We start from the raw sequence: 17,916 nt of genomic DNA on the forward strand, positions 1-17,916 counted from the left end.
CGATCGCCTCAAAGAGAAATGAGGATGGACGCGCAGTGTTTTGACTGGTGCAACGGTCTGTCCAGGGGGCAGTGGCGCCCGGCTCTTGTCGAGCCGGGAGCGAACGCGGGATTCGCCGCTTATGCCCCCGTTCCGGCTATCCGAGAACGACCAGTCCGCTTGCCCAGTATTCGGATACCTGCCCGAAATGGGCGCGCCGATTGAAGGTCAGATTCTGGCCGTATGCCTCGAAATAATAATCGACACCTTCTTTTTCGGTTTGCGTTGCAGCAAGCCACAGCAGGTTCGGATAGCCGTCACGCCGTTGCAACAGGCCAGGCGAGCCAACCAATGCCGCGCAGGTGTCATAGCCGCCAGCCAGCAGCAGGTTTTCCGGCAAGGTGGCCATCTGCTCCAGCACGGCAGGCAGCGAAAACTCGGTCAGGCAGGGAAAGTAATAGCCGACTACGTCCGTCTCGCCCATTTTCTCGATCAGCCGTTGATGGCGCGAGCCGGGCCGAATCTTGAGCTTGCCTGCCGCCCCCAGCTTGTCGTGATTGTCGAAACGATATTGCGGGAAGGCTTCCGCGAAAGCGGAGCCGACGGCAGGGACGTGGCATTGTTCGATTGCCTCGCCGAGGTCCGGATGACTGTATCTCGGCAAGAAAAATGGCACATGAACGCCCTGCGCCATGTTCGCCAGCGCCGGCGTTTGCGCCAGACCGGCCAGGATCGCTTTGGCCCGTGCGGCGAACTGATCGCCGGTCAGCGACAAGGGGCTGCCGAGATGGCGGGAAATGCGCGTAAAGATTGCGCCGTAATCGATCTCCGGCTGCTCGATCCGGAAGTAGCGCCGGGAAACTTGATTGACGGGCTGGGTTAGCGGCCCGGGGATTTTTCTGCCGTACTCGTCAAAAAGACTTTCGGGCAGATTGCTGTGTGTATCGGTCAAATGCGAGCTCTCCTTCATTTTACTGGTCCGGCCAGGCTGTCCTGGTCGGAGAATCCCTGTCCCCATGGCACGGGCAACAAAACCGCGCCCTCGGTCTTCGCGGCGTGTATCTGCATGAATTTCAGATCTTCGCCGATCAGGCAGTCCGGACGATAAGGCCCGAGCCAGGGATTGCGCATGCCGCGTGCCAGGATCTCCTTCAACGGGGTTTCCCGGAGATTGCCCAGCGAGAAATCGATGTAAGGGCAGGGCGTGACCTCGCTGGTCGAGGTTACGGTAATGATCCCTTTGACCGTAATGCAGCCCTTGTACGAACCATACGATGGCGTCATGTGGGTGAAGACGTTGAACTCCTTCTCCAGTTCCCTGATGATGTCCGCCTCTTCCTTGTCGATGACGAACTCGGGGTGCACGGTGCACGATCCGGTCGGCTTGGCATAGGAAACATACAGCCCGATACCGCGTTGCGTCGTGAATTCGCAGAAGTCCCGGAATTCCTTCGTCCTGGCCCGTCCCTTGACCATTACCGTCTGAATGATCAGGTTCAGTCCGACTTCCTGGGTGGCGTCGATGGCCCGCATGGCGCGTTTGTAGGAGCCCGGTTTGTTCCGAAAAGCGTCATGTTCTTCGGCAATGAAGCTATCGATCGACAGTTGTACCTTTTCGACACCGATTTCCTTCAGGTGCCGCGCTTTTTTCAGATCCAGGAACCAGCCGTTGGTATCGGTAATGACATAGTGCTTTTCCGGATCGATCGCCTCGACCACCGCATCAAAATCCTTCATCACCAGAGGCTCGCCACCGGTAATGACGAATCGCCCCAGACCGAGTTCGTCGGCTTGCCGGGAGAGCGCGCGCACGTCGTCGAGATCCATCTTCTGGCGGGTATCCTTGATCTTGAATACCTTTTTCAAGTGGCGGTCCATGTAATACTCGGCCGAACAATGGGTGCACTCGAAATTGCACAGATAGCTTTTTTCCAGCCGGATAATCGGACTTATCTCGCCGCGGGCTTCCATCTCGGAAATCGCCGCCAATTTATTGGCGACATAAGGTTTCCGCGCCCGAAGACCATTTCTCCGTTCCTTTTCTGCCGGAGTCAGCAATTGATCCGCCGGATCCTCCAATTTATTCATGTCCTGCTCCTCTTTAATTCTTCAAACTGCTTTCTGTGACCGGTGACGATACGCCTTGCGCTTCGCCGTGCTTGCCTGAATCCTACCGGCGGCCTCAATAAACCGCCTTGAGCCGCTCGGCATCGGCACTCAGGTCATCTTCCGGAAACCAGCGGTATTTGATTATGTTGCAATCGACGCAGACCGGCGAGGCTTTGCCTACCCCTTCCAGCATCGCGCGGCGGAAGGCTGCAAATGCCGGGCCATTCCATATGTCAGTCACGCTTTCGTGATTGCAGTCGCCAAGAATGGCCGGGTAGTCCCAGGAATAGCACGGCACCACTTTTCCATCAGGATTGATCTGCAAGTGAAAGAAAGGTTGCGGGCAGATCGCGACGTTATGCATCGGCAAGCCGAACTGGGTAAGTTGATTGTCCTTCTTGCCGAGAATCTGGCTGAAATCGATCGCCTTGTGGATCGGTACGGTGTTTTCAACGGCGATCGAGTCGCATAATCCGCCGAATTTCTCAAAGAAGAACTGGCGATCAGCTTCGTCCTTCAGGGCGGTGTCGATGATCTTGATGTAGACGTGCGTATCGCCCTTGTTGGCCCACAGGTAGGCCAGGTTATCGATAAATTTGTCGAAATCGATCCGGGCGCCGGCCACTTCGAGGTACTTCTCCTGCCCTGTGCCCTGGATCGAGATTACCAGGCGCGTCAACCCGGCGCCGACCAGGCCATCGACGATCCGTTTGTCGAGCAGGACGCCGTTGGTGACAATTTCGACGGTCTGGGCAATCTGCCGGTCGACCGTATACGCCACCATCTCGATGATCTTCTTGTGCAGCAGCGGTTCGCCGATACCCACGAAGCGCAGAACCTTGAGCTTGTTGGGGAAATGCGTCATGTCATCGACGCATTTTCGGTACAGCTCGAAGTCGATCAGATTGGTGTCGGAGATGAAACCGCGCTCCGCTTTGTCCACAGAAAACAGGCAGTAACCGCATTTGAAATTGCAGGCATAGACCGGGAATATCTGCACCACATAGGGCGTATCGAGGGGCAGCGCCTGGGCCAGGCGTTGTCGGGTGCCGCCCGGGGCCTGGCCGCTGATATCCTTGGCTTTGATAGATGTCGTCATGGTCGTCGGGCGATCAAATATATTTCCGGTACACGTGATGGTACGCGATCATGTTTTCCGGGTAGGCGTCATGCCAGGCCAGGTAGCCGGCGTCGCCAGGCATCAAGCCGCGGTTTTCGGGAACGAACGCAGCTGCCAGCCGACAGTTGTAGAGCAGGGAAATGAAATGGCCGCGCAGATCCCGATCCCGGTGAATCATCTCGTTGATGGCTAAAGGATCATGGTCGAAGTCGACCATGATCCCCACTTCGCGGAGCGCGACCTGCCGAATGCGCTCGTCGATGCTTTCCTTGAACCGGACGATGCCGCCGGGAATATGCCAGCCGGTACCGGCATGGACGTCGTCGCGCCAGGCCAGCAGGGTTCGTCCGGCGGCGTCCTTGATCAGCAGGTCGACGTTGATCAGCGGTGTCGTGCGGCTAATGTAATAGAAAATCTCGTCGGGAAGCCCGGCCGTCGGGTCTGGCACCGCATCGACGAGCGTTTGAACGGCATTGGCTAAAGCGTCATTCATGGCTGTTTTCGCTGCGGTGATATTTGACATACGGCAAGGGTTTGGCGGTCTGGACGGCGGGCGTGACTTCGTCGCCGGACAATGGGCGTCCCTTGCAGTAATCGCAGATGTCCAGGTAATCCTTGTTCAATACATAGTCCTTGATCTCGCGCCGCAGCGCCATTTCGCCGGATGCCGAGCTGCCGGCCAGGATATTGACGTAGTCCCCGGGAATGTCGGGAACGGCGGCCAGCCGGTCGGCGTTGGCGGCAAATGGACAGCGGAAGAGCTTGCCGTCGGAGAGGCTCAACATGTTTTTCGCACAGCATTCCTGGTACACATTCAGGTTCTCTTCCGGCGTACGGTTATGCTTTTCGATGCTGGCGCAATCGAGCCAGGAGTCCATCGTCAGGATTCTGTGCGGAATGGCGTGGCGGTCGAAATAGGTTTTCAGCGGAGCCATGTTGCGCGATAGCGCCCCGTAGTCGGTCACGACGGTCATGACCTTGGGGTGGCCGAGCAGGGTGGCCTGCTCTTCCTTGGGAACGATGGCGCCGTTGGTGTATATGACGACCCGCTTGACCTTGGGTTCGCCGATCAGCCGGTCGACAACCTTGGGCCATTCCTTGTTCATGAAGGCGTCACCGCCGATGACCCGCAGCTCCATGATTTCATCGGTCAGCGAGCACAGGGCGTCGATCGACTGGTAGATCAGGTCGAGCGGAACGTTGCGCGGTTCCTCGTAGTACTGCATCAGGTTCGAGCAATCCTTGCATTTCAGCGAACAGCGCTCGGTGATGATGATGTCGACACTGCGCAGGAACACCTTTTCAGGTTCCAGAAAGCCTTGGTGGCAGAGGATGCAGCTTTCGATCGAGAATTTCCTGAAATCGACTTCCGCCGCGTCTTGCCGGGTGTCGATGTCTTCGAGAAGCGGCCCGGCGGCGATCCAGTCATCCAGACCCTGGCTATGCAGCAGGTCGACGACATCCTTGATCGCGGCCACCGAAATCAGGACCAGGGCGTCGTCGAAATGTTGCCCGAGGTCCGCCGTATGGATGACCGTATAACCATGGAAATCGGTTCCGGCGACCTTGATGCTGCCATCGCAGACGGCAGCCACCGGCCAACCCCGTTGCCGGCAAAGGGCCAGCACGGTTTCGCCAACGATACCGGCGCCACTGAGCACCAGTGGCTTTGAGGATTGGGCCAGGCGATCAATAAGTTGCTGTTTCATGTGTTGGCGTTTTCCAGTTTTCCATAGCGCTGCTTGCCCTTGATCTTGGCCATAACGGCCAGCAGGCGGACCAGCTTGAGTTTGATCAGCGCCGGCAGCAGTCGGCTGTTGCCCGGGCGCGGCGTGTAGCAGGGCAGCGATTCGCGCAGAATGGGTGCGGAGATGAATGCGCGCAGTTCCCGGATTATCGCAGGCCGGCTCGCCGAGTTGAGTTGACGGCAGGTCCTGATGATGAAAATCAGCGCGTAATGGACGAGCGTATGGCCAACTTCATGCCGCACGCGCTGTGCCAGATCTTGCCGGACGCCAATTTCCGTCATGAAGCGGTCAATAGTCTTCCTGAATGATTGCATGTCCGAAGCAAGGCTGGCTGCGTTGAGGATCGACATGCTGGCCGAAATGTGACGGGTGCGAAGGATATACACGTAAACCGGCTGGTTAACAAATACCAGCCGTCGCGTCTTGCCGAGAAACGCCAGATTGAAAGCAAAATCTTCAAAAAGACGCATGTTTTCGTCGGCCTGAAGCGCCTGTTCAACAATGACCGAGCGCCGGTACAGACGGGCCCAGCAGTAGCTGACAAGGTGGTTGCTCGGATGGTTCAAAAAATGGCGGATATAGTCGAGCAGCGCCGCGTCGGCGAGAACCGTCATCTGGCCGGCAAAAGGCTCCCCGCCGGGACGGAATACCACCGGCTGGCGTACCGGGGAGGCATCGTTTTCCTGTTTGTAGAAATTTCCGAGCACCATGTCGGCGTGCTCGGTGTCGGCCGCCGACAATAGCTGCTGCAAGGCGTCCGGCGGCAGGCGGTCGTCGGCATCGAGAAAGAAAATGAAATCGCCGGCCGCGACACGAACACCGGCGTTGCGTGCCGCGGCCGGGCCGGCATTCTGCTGGGCAATAAAACGGACCCTTGCGGAGTCCAGGGCATGGTCCGCGCACAGCCGGGCGCTCTCGTCGGACGATCCGTCGTCGACCAGAATCAGCTCCCAGTCCCCCATCGTTTGGTCGATGACGCTGCCAATGGAGAGGGCAAGAAAGCGTGCCGCATTGAAGACCGGCATGACGATGCTGACCCGCGGCGGCTTCCGGAGGCTGGCCATGTTGGTGTCAACGGCTGGCATAGAGCACCGTTTCGATGGCAAAACCGGTGTAATTCCGGAGGTAGAACTTGTATCCGATATTGAGGGCGGCAAGCTGGAGCGGTATTTCCCAGACGTGGTCGGCCGAGTGATAGACGCAAATGCCGAGATCGGGCGCCGATTCCCGGATTAACCGCTCGGCGCCCCTGAGCACCTCCGGTTCGGCGCCCTCCACATCCATCGAAATAAAGGTCGGGTGCAGGCCGGGCAGCGCTTGGTCGAGGGGCACGCACTGAACCACAGAGCTGCCCTGGTCGCTGATCCGGGAACCCAATCCGTCGCCGCGGCGGAAGGGCATCTGTCCGCTGTGGCCATAGACCGCGCAGGGCCAGGTCAGGATCCTCTCGGCCAGCGCCGCGGCATGGTGCTGCAGATACTCGGTCAGGCGTGCGTAGATATGCGGCTCCGGCTCGAAGCAGGCAATGGTGTCGACCTTGCCGCAAGTCTGCTGCAGCAGGCGCACGGTGTCGCCGTCGTAGGCGCCGCAGCAGACGTAGCTGCCGTGGCCGCGGGACAGGGGGATGTCGCGGGGGAAATATTGCTCGTCGCGGGGCCGCTGCGGAATCGCTACGGGTTTCCGCTGCATGTGGGTTTGCAGGAAGCGCAGATAGACCATCCGGCTTTCGTCGTCGGCCAGGAGATCGAAGGCGGTGAGGATGCGCTGACGATTCTCGCGGAAATAGTCGAGGCCCCGGAGGGCTGCTTCGGGGGGCTGATTGAACGGGTTATGGATTTCGTAGATATCGTGCAGGAAGACGACGTGGGCGAAACCGAGCCGGGCAAGACAGGCCTGGATTTCGCCATGCAGGGCGCGGTTGCCGACGCAGATCACGACCAGCGCATCTCGCCGTTCTTCGATGCTCGGCAGGTAATTGTCCGGCGCGAAGGCGGGGATGCCCTGCCACAGTCCACCATTTGCGAAGGAGCGGTCGAGCACGGCGCGCGGCTGGCAACCGTGCATTTTCATGGCGATCTCGAAGAACCAGTGGCTGCACTCGCCGGCGCCGTAGACGACGATCGGCCGGCCAGCGAGGATCCCGGCCGCGATCGAGTTTTCCGACGTGGCGGCGGGAGCGGTGAATTCGGCTTCCAGGGCAGTGCGCAGTGCGGACGCGGTGGCCCCCATGTCAGGCCGCTTCCCGCGGGTCATCGGGGAAAACGGGAATCCCGAACATCTCGATGTAGGGCGTCCAGAATGTGCTGGTGGCCGCGAAATCACGCGCCTTTTCCAGATATTCCGCCGCTTTTTCCGGCTCGCCCAGGCGTTCCAGGCAAGACGCAGCATAGAAACAGGCGATCGCATGGTCCGGCTTGACCCGCAGCACTTTCTCGAAGCAGTCGAGCGCTTTTCGGTCGTCGCCCAGGCGGACGTTCGAGTTGTGCACGAAATTGAGTTCGATGTTCATCGCGTAACTGATGTGCTGGATGAACTCGGCCGACCAGTCTGGCGTTTCGATCACGGCTCGCTTGTAGTTCGCGTTCACCGGGCTGTTCACGAAATATTTCTTGTCGATCGCTTCGTCGTACATCTCGCTGCCGGGGATCGGCGTGGCGACGAAAACGCGGAACCAGTCGCCGTAAACCCCCTTCAGAAACTCGCGGCTTTCGTCGATATCGGCCTTCGTTTCGCCCGGCATGCCGACGATGATGTTGCAGTCGGTGAATATGCCGATCTCCCGGCAGTCGTCGATGACGCGCTTGACGATGTCCAGCTTGAGCGGCTTGTGCATCACGTCCTTGAGCACCCGCGCGCTGCCCGATTCGACCGGCAGGACCAGCTCGTCGATCCCGGTGTCCTTCAACAGCTGGAGAAAGCGCCGGTCGAGCGCGTACAGCGCCAGTGCGTTCTGGAAGAAGATCGCGCCGCCGCGTTCCTTGATCGCGGCAACGATGTTGTAAGGGCGCTCTCGGCCGCCCATGAAGTGATCGTCCTGGATGATGAAACTCTTCATGCCGTAGCGGGCAATGATCTGGTCGATGTCTTCGGCCACCCGCTGTTCGCTGTAGTACCGCATTTTCCGGCCGTGGGCCTGATAGGAAGCGCAGAAGGTGCATTTGAAGGGACAGCCGCGCGACGTCATGATGGCCAGCGCGCCGGCGCTCTCGGCGCCGACGGCATAGCGCGACAGCGTCGGGTTCAGGCGGTAGCCATCGAGATCGAGGATGTCGTAGTCGAGGAAAGGGATGTCGTCGAGATCCTCGATGAAGGTGTGCTGGAAAGGGTTGCCCACGGCCGGGACCTTCTCGCGCGAGATCCATGAATTGTGGCCGGCGATCAGCGCCGGCCTGTCCGTCGCCAGCAGCAGATCGCGCAGCGGCAGTTCTCCTTCGCCAAAGCAGATGGCGTCGATGCACGCCGAATCGGCAAAGAAATCCCGATACATTGCGGTCACCAGGTTTCCGCCGGCCAGGATCGTCGCCTCGGGGAAGCGCTCCCGGCACACCGCGGCGATATCGACGACGCTGTGGTAGGAGGACGTGAATTGGGCGGAAATGGCGACGACCGTCGGGTTGAATTCGTCGTATTTCCCGGCGAGAAAATGCTGGCGGAAATAGCTTCTGAAATCGCCGAACTCGAAATCGGATTCCTTCAGCAACTGGACGTTGAAGTCGATGGCCATCGACGTCAGTTCCAGGTGTTTCTTCAGATAGGTGCTCAGCGAGATGATGCCGAGCGGGATGTCGGTGATCACCGAGCCGAAATTCTTGTCGGATTGTCCCAGCCTGACCGTGCCCACGTTGCCCGGCGGCCTGACGAAATCGTCAAAGGTGATGTTCGGCGGAACGACGAAGAGGATTCTTTCCATTGGCTTTTCTGTTATTGGGGCAAGGGGGCTGATATTTTTTAGTGTTTCGGCAATCTTTGAAAAGATATGCAGAAATGCATTTATTGAATTGGATTGAACGGATTCACGATCTCGAAACCAAGTCCCGGTTCCGCCGATAGCTCCGCGTAGATTTCTTCATTATGGGCAACGCTGGTGATGATCAGGACGGATATGGCCTGATTCAAATCCTCAAGCTTGGTTTTGCCGTGGATCGGGATCGGCAGACCCGAATCAGCACTTGGCTTCTTGTCGAAAACCATGGCTGGCCAAAGGTCTTGCGGCAGAATCGATTCGAGCAGATTTTTGCAGTATCCGCCGGCGCCATAAAATGCAACATGCGCCGATCCATGCTTGATTTGCGCTTCCTGCATGATTGATTTCCAGTAAGCGCTGGCAGAATCGACGCGATTCATGTGATAGGTTGCTTGCCGCCTGATCGTTTCAATAAAGTAATCGAAGTAATGCGGCGGGTAGTTCATTTTTATGGATTTCGCTGCGTCGTTCAGGTGCTCTTTGCTGGGCAACAATCGCCACGGCAGCATGAGTGCCGAAAACAAATCCCGAACATAGCGCCGGGTATCTTCGGTGACGGTAAATGATGCAATGTTCGGTGTGTGAAACTTGTTGAATTCTGCGAAGTCCGGAACCAGCTTGTCCGCGACGACCGTATCGTGCAGAACCCGGCAGGCAATCATTGCAGATGAGCCGAACAGGCGGGTGTCCGGGCTGTCCACGTCAAAATGATGAACCTGGTCGTGAATGACAACCGTTGCGCCGTCTTTCAGGTACGGCAGAATGCAGAGAAAGTTGAGAACTTCTCCGGGAAGGTAGTGCGCGGTATCAAGGATGCAGAAATCGATATCGCCACCGATATCTTCCAGGTACGCAGAAATGTCGCGTCCGCAATGCAAGCTCAGCCGGTCGAGCAACTCGGGAAATAGTTTCAAGGTTTGCTTGGCCGGCAAGTCGGCGTTTATGTCGACCGCATGAAGCGGTGCACTGGAGTCCAACAAATCAAGGGTTTTTAACAGAACAGCCGTGCTCCCCCCTTTGTTTACGCCAACCTCCAGGATTTTCCTCGGGCTGCGCTGGCGAATCAGGCCGCTGACAAAGGCGCTCTCTTCGGGGGCCATCCCGATGGTGTAATCAAATGGATCGTCCTGCGCAGGCGGCGGGAGTTTTGCCTGAACGGCTTCCCGCGGTGCATTCCAGAGGATGGCGGTGACATTGGCAAGAAGTGGCTCGGCGTCAACGATCGGGCGCACAGCGACAATTTTTTTATTGCCAGGGAAATTCATCAACCGATCCTCAAAATTTAATGCAGTCAGCGCTGGCTGTTCTACCAATAAAAACATGTTTTTACGGTGGCGTACGGCGTGGCTTAAGAGCAGCCATCATTCACCGGCTGGATTGGGCGCGGTTGCTTGCGTTTTGATTTCGGCAGCTGAATTCCGGCGGGAACGAAATTCCTGTTGTCGGCCGGGCAAAAATCGCAGGCGCTCAGCGCGCTTTTCCGGTTGGCCAGGGCGCGGATTTCCGCGGTTAGTTCCGCACAGCCGGTCTGGTATTTTCCGACATCGACGAAATCCCCAGGCAGTTCCGGAATCAGTTTCAGTTCCTGCGTGAAATTTGAAAATGTGCAGCGATGGACTTTGCCATTCATGATCTGGCAGCAGATCATGGTGTTCGAGATGCAGTTGGTGAAAACTTCCGCGTTCTTTTCCGGACTGCGCTTTCTTGGATAGATCGGAGTCTGCATTCCCCAGTCGTTCCCCTGGTAGCGGTAGTAGTCCACGAATATCTGCCGACCAGCGCAGGCTTCGGCGAGTTGGGCGATCTTGCTGGAGTAGGGGCCGTAGTCGGAAACAATGACGCATGCCCCGTGCCGCTGCATCGCGTCGAGCACCGACGCCTTCGGGACGAGGGTGCCGTTGGTGACAAAGTCGATAAAAAGCAGATTGGGGATTTTTGAAACGCCCTCGACGATTTCCTCGATTTCCTTGTGTATGAAGGGCTCGCCACCCTGCAGTGCAATGTGATGCACGACGTCGAAGGCGCTGCAGTACTTGGCGATGTCATCGACGATACGCGATGCCGGGTAGGTTACCGGCTTGGCGTTGTCCGGAACGAAGGCGCCGCAGTCCTGGCAATTGAGCGTGCATTTCTGTGTGATGACGTAAGACACCGATGGTGAGCGGCAGGGCGCCGGCGATCCGGGCTCCGGGTAGAGGTGGGCGATGGTCTTGGCCAGTGCCTCCGGGCCGCATGAACGCCGCGTAACATCGGAAAAATAACTGAACAGGATATCCGGCATCAAATAACGAATATCCCCGGCCCCGGCCGCATTCAAGGTGCTGGCGATGGGCGGATAGTTCGCTGCATCGAGAACGCTGGGCAGGAAACAGGCATCGGGAAAGTGCTCGACCGCCTGCGCCATCGGCATGACCGGAATGTCGAACAGCGTACCGTGCTTTTTCGGGTTGCTGTCCGTCCAGGCGGCCACCGGCACCTGGTAATGAGCCAGAACCTTGGCGGCATACCAGCCACCCCGGCCGGCCCCGACGATGACGACCCGCCGTTGGTTGGTCCGCATCTCGGCGACAAAGCGCGCCAATTCGTCACGATAGACGTCGGCGTGGTTCATGGCTGGGTTCCTTCCTTGAGCAGCCGCTTGATTTTCGCGGAGAGTTGTATCGCCGGTTCGACGAGCGTTACCGTGTTCGGGTCGCAATACGAGCAGGAGACGAACGCAGCTTCCCGGGTCAGGAAGTTTCTGACCGAGCGCCTGAGCGTATCGGCATCGATGTCGTCGCCGAGTCTGACGAAATCGCCTTCGCTCGGCGGAATCAATCCTTGGGCCATGCCGTGGGCCGATACCGGGCAGCGGTACAGCCGTCCGTCCATGATCTGGCAGCACACTTTTGTCGCCATGCATTCACTGTAGATTTGCTCGGTTGCCGTGCTTGGCCGCTCGTGTAGCTTGATCGGCGCGGAGCGTAGCCATTTTTCGCTCGGGTCGACGAAATGAATGTCGCAGAAGATGTCGTGTTTTGCGCATGCCGAAAATATTTCCGCCTGCTGTTTGGAGAGCTTGCCGTAATCGCTTTGGTGCAGGTCGGCCCCGGCGCTCGCCAGGTCACGCAATATCTCATCGGCGGGCGAGATATTCCCGTTGGTGATCAGGTTGATGAAGATCAGGTTCGGGATGCTCGAGATTTCCCGGCAGATTGCACCGATTTCCGGGTGCAGGAAGGGTTCGCCACCGTGCAGGCTGATTTCCGGAACCAGCGTGAACGCGCTGCAGTAGTGCTTGATGTCCCTGACGATTTCGGCCACCGAGAAATCGAGCGGCGCGTTGTAGTAGGGGATCCGCTGGCCGCAATCGTAGCAGCGGAGGTTGCATTTTTGGGTGACGACCCCGGTGACGAAAGGGGAAACGAACTCGCCATGACCAACATCGCCATAGCGGTAGCCGTCGAGCGAATAGTAGTCCGACAGCTTGTTCAGGTTCGCGGCGAGCAATTGATGATCGCATTTTCTTCCGGCGACTTCGGTGAGGTAGCCATAGAGGAAACCGTAGGCGTCGTGCTCGGGGATCGCGAACCCGCGGTCGCCGAACCCGGCCTTGACCGCCTGTGCGCTGTTGCGGCGAAATATGCCGAAGAGCACGATGGCCCCTGGGTATTCCTTTTCCAGATCGGTGGCGGAGAGGACGCGATAACCGTGGAATCCGTTACTGGCCTTCCGCGCATCGTTGTCGCAGAAGCAGTCGATCCGGATGCCCCGCGCTTCCAGCGCCTTCATGATGTACCAGCCGGCCTTGGCTGCGCCAAAAACAGCAACGCCCTTGCCGCTATCCGCTGCCGCTCGCGCGCAGCGGTCGATCATCTCTCGATATTCCCGGGATGGTGTCTGGGTGACCATGAATCTCTCGTGCCTCAGTTAACGTGATGGTTCAAGGTATGGCGAACAGGTCGGTGTCGGACAGATGGTAGGTGCCGTGCCGCAGATACAGGTCATAGCCCGGGTTGTAGGAGTGTACGAGCAAGGGGATTTCGTAAATGGCTTCGAGGGAGTGATAGACGCCGAGCGCGAGTTTGGGTCGGTGTCTGGCTATGGTTTTCCTGGCACCTTTGAGCAGTTTGGGAATAATGTTGGCGCCCGGGTCCATTTTGATCAGCGTCGCCGGCTTTTCGTTCAGGAAATTATCGAGGGTGACGATCCTGACTTCATGCTCTCCGGCGGCGTGTTCGATGCCGACATGGAAGCGGTCCTCCTGGTCCGAGGTCAGGAAGCGAACCGTTCCGTCTTCGTCGCCAAGGCCCATGGCGTGGCATTCGGTGTTCGGTATGTTCTCGCATACCTTGTGCAGCGCCGCGAAACACGGCGGGTCCGGCTCAAAGGCAATGATCGAATCGTAAGTGACGCCCTGTTTCCGGCAGGCATCAACGAAAGTCAGGATGGTGTCGCCATCGAAGGCGCCGACGTCGATATAGATCTCGCCGTCCCGCAGGCGCAGGACATCGTTGTTGAAGTAATAGCGGTCTTCGGTCGTGCCGTCGCAACCGAACATGCCGAACTCGCGGTATGGCTCGCTGAATTCGGTGATGAATTTTTTCAGCAGCGCGAGATTTCCTCCGGAAGCGAGCAGGGCCAGCTTGGTGACGAACAGATCCTTCGATTTCTGATCGGACAGGAGTTCGTAGGTTTTTTCGACCTTGTCACCATCCCTGATCAGGATGTCCTGCATCGATAGCGGTTGGTAGTATTTGGCGAATCCCGAAATCAGCGTCTGGCTGCCGACCATCGCGCAGGAATAGAGGAAGTTGGTGTTCGGGTCATCCGGGCGGCAGAGGATCAGGTGCTCCGGTATGCCCATGGCGGAAAGCTGGCGGTGGATGTCGGCCGCGAATTTTCTCGAGGCGATCAGGATCGGCTCGCCGTGCCAGTGATCCTTCAGCGTCGCTCCGGCGATGACCGGTACCCCGCCGATGCTGGTGCCCGCTTTTGCCAATCCGTTGTCGCAGACGAAGCGTACGGAAATCCCGTGGTTCTGCATCGTGTGCAGCAGTTCGGCACCCAGTCCGCCGGCGCCGAACAGGATCACTGTGGTCGGAATCGCTGATTGATCGTGCAGCGGGGCAAAGAGTACCGGGAGGAACTCCTGGTCCTTGGGCGCGGCATTGGCAATAGCCAGTATTTCGTCGATTACGCGTGGCATGGGGTGACCCTTGAAGTATTGAGAACGATTTGCCGCATCCGGCATGCTTGACGTGCTGTCCGCCATTCGGACGGCAGGTTAGGCCGGCGGAGGGGCGTCGGGATTTTCTTCGAAAATGGCCAGATTGCTGGTCGTGCCAAGATTGTCCGAGACGGTGCGGGCGATGTCGTAGCGATGATGCTCCGGGGCGGCGACGACGATCAGATCCGGGGCCAGGCTGGCCAGGTCGGCGTAGGGGAAGACTGTCACGCCATCGACCTGCTTGCCGTGCAGGACGGTGTCGCGGTCGAAGAACCCGACGATCTCGGCCTCCGCCAGTTCCGGGGCGGCGCGCAGTCGGCGCGCCAAGGTGCAGGCCGGCGCCAGCGCCAGACGTTTTCCGGCCAGCGACAGGGGCTGCCAGTCTTGGCCCGGGGAACGGCCGCGCAACGGCGCCACCGACAACCCGGCGATTTCGCCGGAACCCGGCGCGCCAGCGGTATCGCGGAAATCGCCCAGTTGAAGATGGGGGGCGGCGAGGTTTGTTGCCTTCCGCAAGCGGGTAATTTCCGTCTTGGCCGCCTCGAGAAGCAGTTTTCCTTGCAGACTGACCACGGCCAGATGCTTTTCCGGGAAGTGGATGGCTTGCAGCCCGTGCTTTTCAAGCATCAGGTAGGTTTTGGCGTAGGCCGCGATATGCCGCGAGTAATCGTGTCCGCCAAAATCGGCGCAGTCACCCGGCAGGTTGCACAGGGGGTCGAAATCGAAGGTCAGCCAGACCTCCTGCGGCCTGATTGCCAGCATGGCGTAGGTGAAGCCGACAACATCGTCGTCGCTGCAGTTGTCCTGGCAGAAGATGTACTTGACCGATAGCTGCCCGCCGCCGAGGTTGCCGGCATGGGCATAACGGGTGATCGTTTCGAGCACATCGGCGTAGCGTTTGCTCTTCTTGATCTTGTCGTACGAGGACGGCGTGCCGGCGTCGAGCGAGGCGCATACCCAGCGGATCGTTCCCTTGGCCAGTCCGTCATAGACGGATTGCCGATAGATCACGGCGTTGGTATAGAGGAAGACGCGGATGCGCCGCGAGGCGAAATAGTCGATGTAATCGTCGAAATCCTTGAGCAGCGTCGGTTCGCCGCCGTTGAAATCGACGGCGGCATCCCAGACGACATCCTCGGGGGTGAACAGCCGGAGAACGGTCAATGCATCGTATTTAGCTTCGGCGAACGAGTCGAACTGGGTGTAGCCGCAGAAATTGCAGCGCAGGTTGCAGGTCGTGGTCGCCGCCAGGTCGATATGGCCCAATTGGTCGAAACGCACCTCTTCCGGTTTTTTCAGGACGACCATGTGGCAGTGCTTGCAGGGTGTTTCGCTGTGGTCGTCGTTCAGCAGATCGAAAATCCACTGCCGCTTTTCGCTGATCATTTCTCGGGTGATCGTTGTCTTGGCCGCTTCCGCTGCCGTCCAGTAGATCGGTGAGGAAAAGGGGCCGAGCTGGCAGGCGTGAATGCCTTCCTGGCCCAGGCGCAGCCCGCTTTCCAGCTTGGGGCAGGATTTGACGAGCTTTGGTTGCTGGATGGTCATGGCGTGGGCCCTATGCGAATTGGTTGTGAGCAGGCGTCAATGAAGAAGGCCTTGCGGATTGCCGCTTCCATCGAGAGCCCGCAATAGTCCTGTGCTGAGAACCAGCGGCCATTGACGTCGGCATCGATAAAGGCGCCGAGAAGCGCCCCCGGCAGCACGCTGTCGACGGCGTGCGGCGCCGCGCAGCCACCCATGTCGGTGCGTAGCCAGCCGGGGTCGAGCAGACTGACCATCACGCCGCTTCCCGCCAAGTGCGGGGCGATGTCGTACACGAATTTGTCGAGCGCCGCCTTGCTGCAGGCGTAGGCCATTTCATCCGGGCGGTGCTGGATGCTGCTCGATAGATTGATGACGCGGCCGAAACCCTGGCTTTTCATTTTGGGAATGATCGCCTGGCTGATCCGGATCGGGGCGATGGCATTGATCGCATAGCAGTCGGCGAAATCCGTGCTGCCCATTTTCCAGAAGCCGTCCGGGCAAGCTGGCGAGATCCCGGCATTGTTGTAGAGCAGGGCAAGCGGTGGGGCGGAACCGTCCAGCCAGTCGCACAGGCGATCAAGCGCCTGCGGGTCGGCCAGGTCGGCGGCGATGGGGCGGGTTTCCACTCCCGCTACGCCGACGCTTTCGCATGCCCGCCGGGCGCTTTCCTTGGTTTTTCCGTGGCAGATCAGATTCAGGCCGCGCTGGGCGAGGGCCGCGGCGATCTGCTGGCCGATGCCGCGACTGGCACCGGTGACCAGTGCCCACTGTCCGTGCAGGTCAAGCGGTGGCGGGGCCGGTGTGGCGGCAGCATCGGTGTCCAGACGCCGTAGCCTGGAAACCCGATGGTATCCCCGGTCGAAATTCGCCAAATAAATGCGCTGGTGCCCGAGCGCCCGCAACTGGGCGCTTACCGCTTCGTAGTTGCGGATGCACAGGACAATCGTGGCGTTGCCCGGTATCTGTTCCGGGGGAAGGCACCGAACGCCGTGGAAGGATTTTCCCCATTTCGGTGCGGCATTGTCCGACAGCACATCGGGTCGCTGCCCGGCAGCGAGGACGAGCTGGTCGTAACAGGCCTCGAACAGTACTCCGACACCAAAAAAGCAGAGCGGCTCCGCTGTTTTCGGCATTCGCCAGTATTCGTCCAGGGCTTCCGCTCCCGCCACGCAGCGCTCGTCGCTCATTGCAGCGGCGTGCTTCCCGGTGGCGGATCGTATGAGACCGAGCGGGTCACCAGATTGTCCCGGGTCTCCAGCGCGGCAACGGCTTGCCGTCTTTCGGCCGGATCGCCGATCAACCAATAGGCGTTCAGCTGGACGCAGACCTCGTTATTCCTGATCTCCGGAAGCAGGGCCATCGAGAGATCGTGATACCTCCGGGCGCTACGCTCGTCGCCATTGATCAAGGCGCGAACGCTGTAGCGCAAGGCAAGATTGGCGACTTTTTCGATTGACGCGGGGAGCCGCTCGGTAACGTTATGATGGTTGTAAAACGATGCCAACTCGGCAAACTGGTGATTGAGCACGTACGGCCCGATCACTTCCATCATGTTATCCGCAGCCTTGAACGAGTCGTTAGCCAGATGCAGGCGGTGCAGCAGCAGTGGATCCTTAATGTAGACAATCGGATACTCGCAGCACATGTTGAAGTCCATCATGCGCGTACCGTACCAGCGTGCGGCCAGTCCGCCGATAACCGTTTTTCCGGTCGTGAAGGTCTTGCGATACATGATTTGCGACACCGCCGGGTTGACTGCCGCCATCATGTAAACGGCGGCCTGGCTGGGGCCGGGGATTTTGCATGTCTGATTGTAAAAAGGGGCTTCCGTCACGCGTTCGCCGTATTCATCGAGGATGGCGCGGTGAACGATGGTGAAGCCAACCGCCAGATCATTTTCCATTGCCTCGACGCAGCGCCGTGTGAAGTCGGGCAGTAATGCGTCGTCGGAGCAGAGTTCGACAAAGTATTTACCACGGGCGTTGACCCAGCAGTTTCGGAAGTTGGCATCGGTCCCGAAGTTCTGGCGGTTTCTGGCGACGAAAAAGATATCCGGGAAACGCTGCTGGTATTCGAGCGCGATTGCCCAGGAATCGTCGGTCGAGGCGTTGTCGGAGAAGCAGATTTCGATGTTGTCGTAAGTCTGCGCCAGGATGCTGTCGAAACACTCCCGTAAATATCGACCATAGTTGTAGTTGAACACCGTGATGCTGACGAGCGGCGTCTTGGGGTCGTTGAGTCGCGGATTCAGGGCCATTGGGTC

15 protein-coding genes are annotated in these 17,916 nt (G+C 58.8%); all 15 read right to left on the reverse strand.

The window, feature by feature from the left end; all coding sequences use genetic code 11:
* Positions 1-136 precede the first annotated feature (136 nt).
* The 15 genes from ACLIKD_RS02240 to ACLIKD_RS02310 all read right to left on the reverse strand — a co-directional run bounded on the left by ACLIKD_RS02240 (position 137) and on the right by ACLIKD_RS02310 (position 17,910).
* Positions 137-931, reverse strand: coding sequence for a hypothetical protein (locus ACLIKD_RS02240; protein ID WP_428826990.1), 795 nt, complete (start codon positions 929-931; stop codon positions 137-139).
* Between the two features lie 14 nt (positions 932-945).
* Complete coding sequence (locus ACLIKD_RS02245; RefSeq protein WP_226472469.1) at positions 946-2,067, reverse strand: radical SAM/SPASM domain-containing protein; 1,122 nt, start codon at positions 2,065-2,067, stop codon at positions 946-948.
* Between the two features lie 94 nt (positions 2,068-2,161).
* Positions 2,162-3,187, reverse strand: coding sequence for a radical SAM protein (locus ACLIKD_RS02250; RefSeq protein ID WP_428826991.1), 1,026 nt, complete (start codon positions 3,185-3,187; stop codon positions 2,162-2,164).
* 13 nt (positions 3,188-3,200) lie between these two features.
* Positions 3,201-3,701, reverse strand: a complete 501-nt coding sequence (locus tag ACLIKD_RS02255) for an NUDIX hydrolase (RefSeq protein WP_428826992.1) — start codon at positions 3,699-3,701, stop codon at positions 3,201-3,203.
* On the reverse strand, positions 3,694-4,917 hold the full coding sequence (locus tag ACLIKD_RS02260; protein WP_428826993.1) for a hypothetical protein: 1,224 nt from the start codon (positions 4,915-4,917) through the stop codon (positions 3,694-3,696). Before ACLIKD_RS02260 ends, ACLIKD_RS02255 begins: the two co-directional genes overlap by 8 nt.
* Complete coding sequence (locus tag ACLIKD_RS02265) at positions 4,914-5,981, reverse strand: glycosyltransferase family 2 protein (protein ID WP_428826994.1); 1,068 nt, start codon at positions 5,979-5,981, stop codon at positions 4,914-4,916. Before ACLIKD_RS02265 ends, ACLIKD_RS02260 begins: the two co-directional genes overlap by 4 nt.
* Positions 5,982-6,027: 46 nt before the next feature.
* The gene (locus ACLIKD_RS02270) at positions 6,028-7,185 is read right to left on the reverse strand and encodes an FkbM family methyltransferase (protein ID WP_428826995.1); all 1,158 of its coding nucleotides are present in this window, start codon (positions 7,183-7,185) and stop codon (positions 6,028-6,030) included.
* A 1-nt stretch (position 7,186) separates the two neighbouring features.
* Positions 7,187-8,866, reverse strand: a complete 1,680-nt coding sequence (locus ACLIKD_RS02275) for a radical SAM protein (RefSeq protein ID WP_428826996.1) — start codon at positions 8,864-8,866, stop codon at positions 7,187-7,189.
* A gap of 80 nt (positions 8,867-8,946) precedes the next feature.
* Positions 8,947-10,242, reverse strand: coding sequence for a class I SAM-dependent methyltransferase (locus tag ACLIKD_RS02280; protein ID WP_428826997.1), 1,296 nt, complete (start codon positions 10,240-10,242; stop codon positions 8,947-8,949).
* 26 nt (positions 10,243-10,268) lie between these two features.
* Positions 10,269-11,531 carry a radical SAM protein gene (locus tag ACLIKD_RS02285; RefSeq protein WP_428826998.1) on the reverse strand — a complete coding sequence of 421 codons (1,263 nt, stop codon included), beginning with the start codon at positions 11,529-11,531 and terminating at the stop codon, positions 10,269-10,271.
* A complete protein-coding gene (locus ACLIKD_RS02290; protein ID WP_428826999.1) occupies positions 11,528-12,811 on the reverse strand; it encodes a radical SAM protein in 1,284 nt (427 codons plus the stop codon). Before ACLIKD_RS02290 ends, ACLIKD_RS02285 begins: the two co-directional genes overlap by 4 nt.
* A 31-nt stretch (positions 12,812-12,842) precedes the next feature.
* Positions 12,843-14,108: an FkbM family methyltransferase gene (locus ACLIKD_RS02295; RefSeq protein WP_428827000.1), complete on the reverse strand. Its 1,266-nt coding sequence runs from the start codon at positions 14,106-14,108 to the stop codon at positions 12,843-12,845.
* A 78-nt stretch (positions 14,109-14,186) separates the two neighbouring features.
* Complete coding sequence (locus ACLIKD_RS02300) at positions 14,187-15,674, reverse strand: radical SAM protein (RefSeq protein WP_428827001.1); 1,488 nt, start codon at positions 15,672-15,674, stop codon at positions 14,187-14,189.
* On the reverse strand, positions 15,671-16,840 hold the full coding sequence (locus ACLIKD_RS02305) for an SDR family NAD(P)-dependent oxidoreductase (RefSeq protein WP_428827002.1): 1,170 nt from the start codon (positions 16,838-16,840) through the stop codon (positions 15,671-15,673). The genes ACLIKD_RS02300 and ACLIKD_RS02305 overlap by 4 nt, the downstream gene beginning before the upstream one ends.
* A complete protein-coding gene (locus ACLIKD_RS02310) occupies positions 16,837-17,910 on the reverse strand; it encodes a glycosyltransferase family 2 protein (RefSeq protein ID WP_428827003.1) in 1,074 nt (357 codons plus the stop codon). The genes ACLIKD_RS02305 and ACLIKD_RS02310 overlap by 4 nt, the downstream gene beginning before the upstream one ends.
* Positions 17,911-17,916: the final 6 nt, after the last annotated feature.

It is taken from the genome of Azonexus sp. IMCC34842 (assembly GCF_050368855.1).
In the GTDB taxonomy this organism is placed as follows: domain Bacteria; phylum Pseudomonadota; class Gammaproteobacteria; order Burkholderiales; family Rhodocyclaceae; genus Azonexus; species Azonexus denitrificans_A.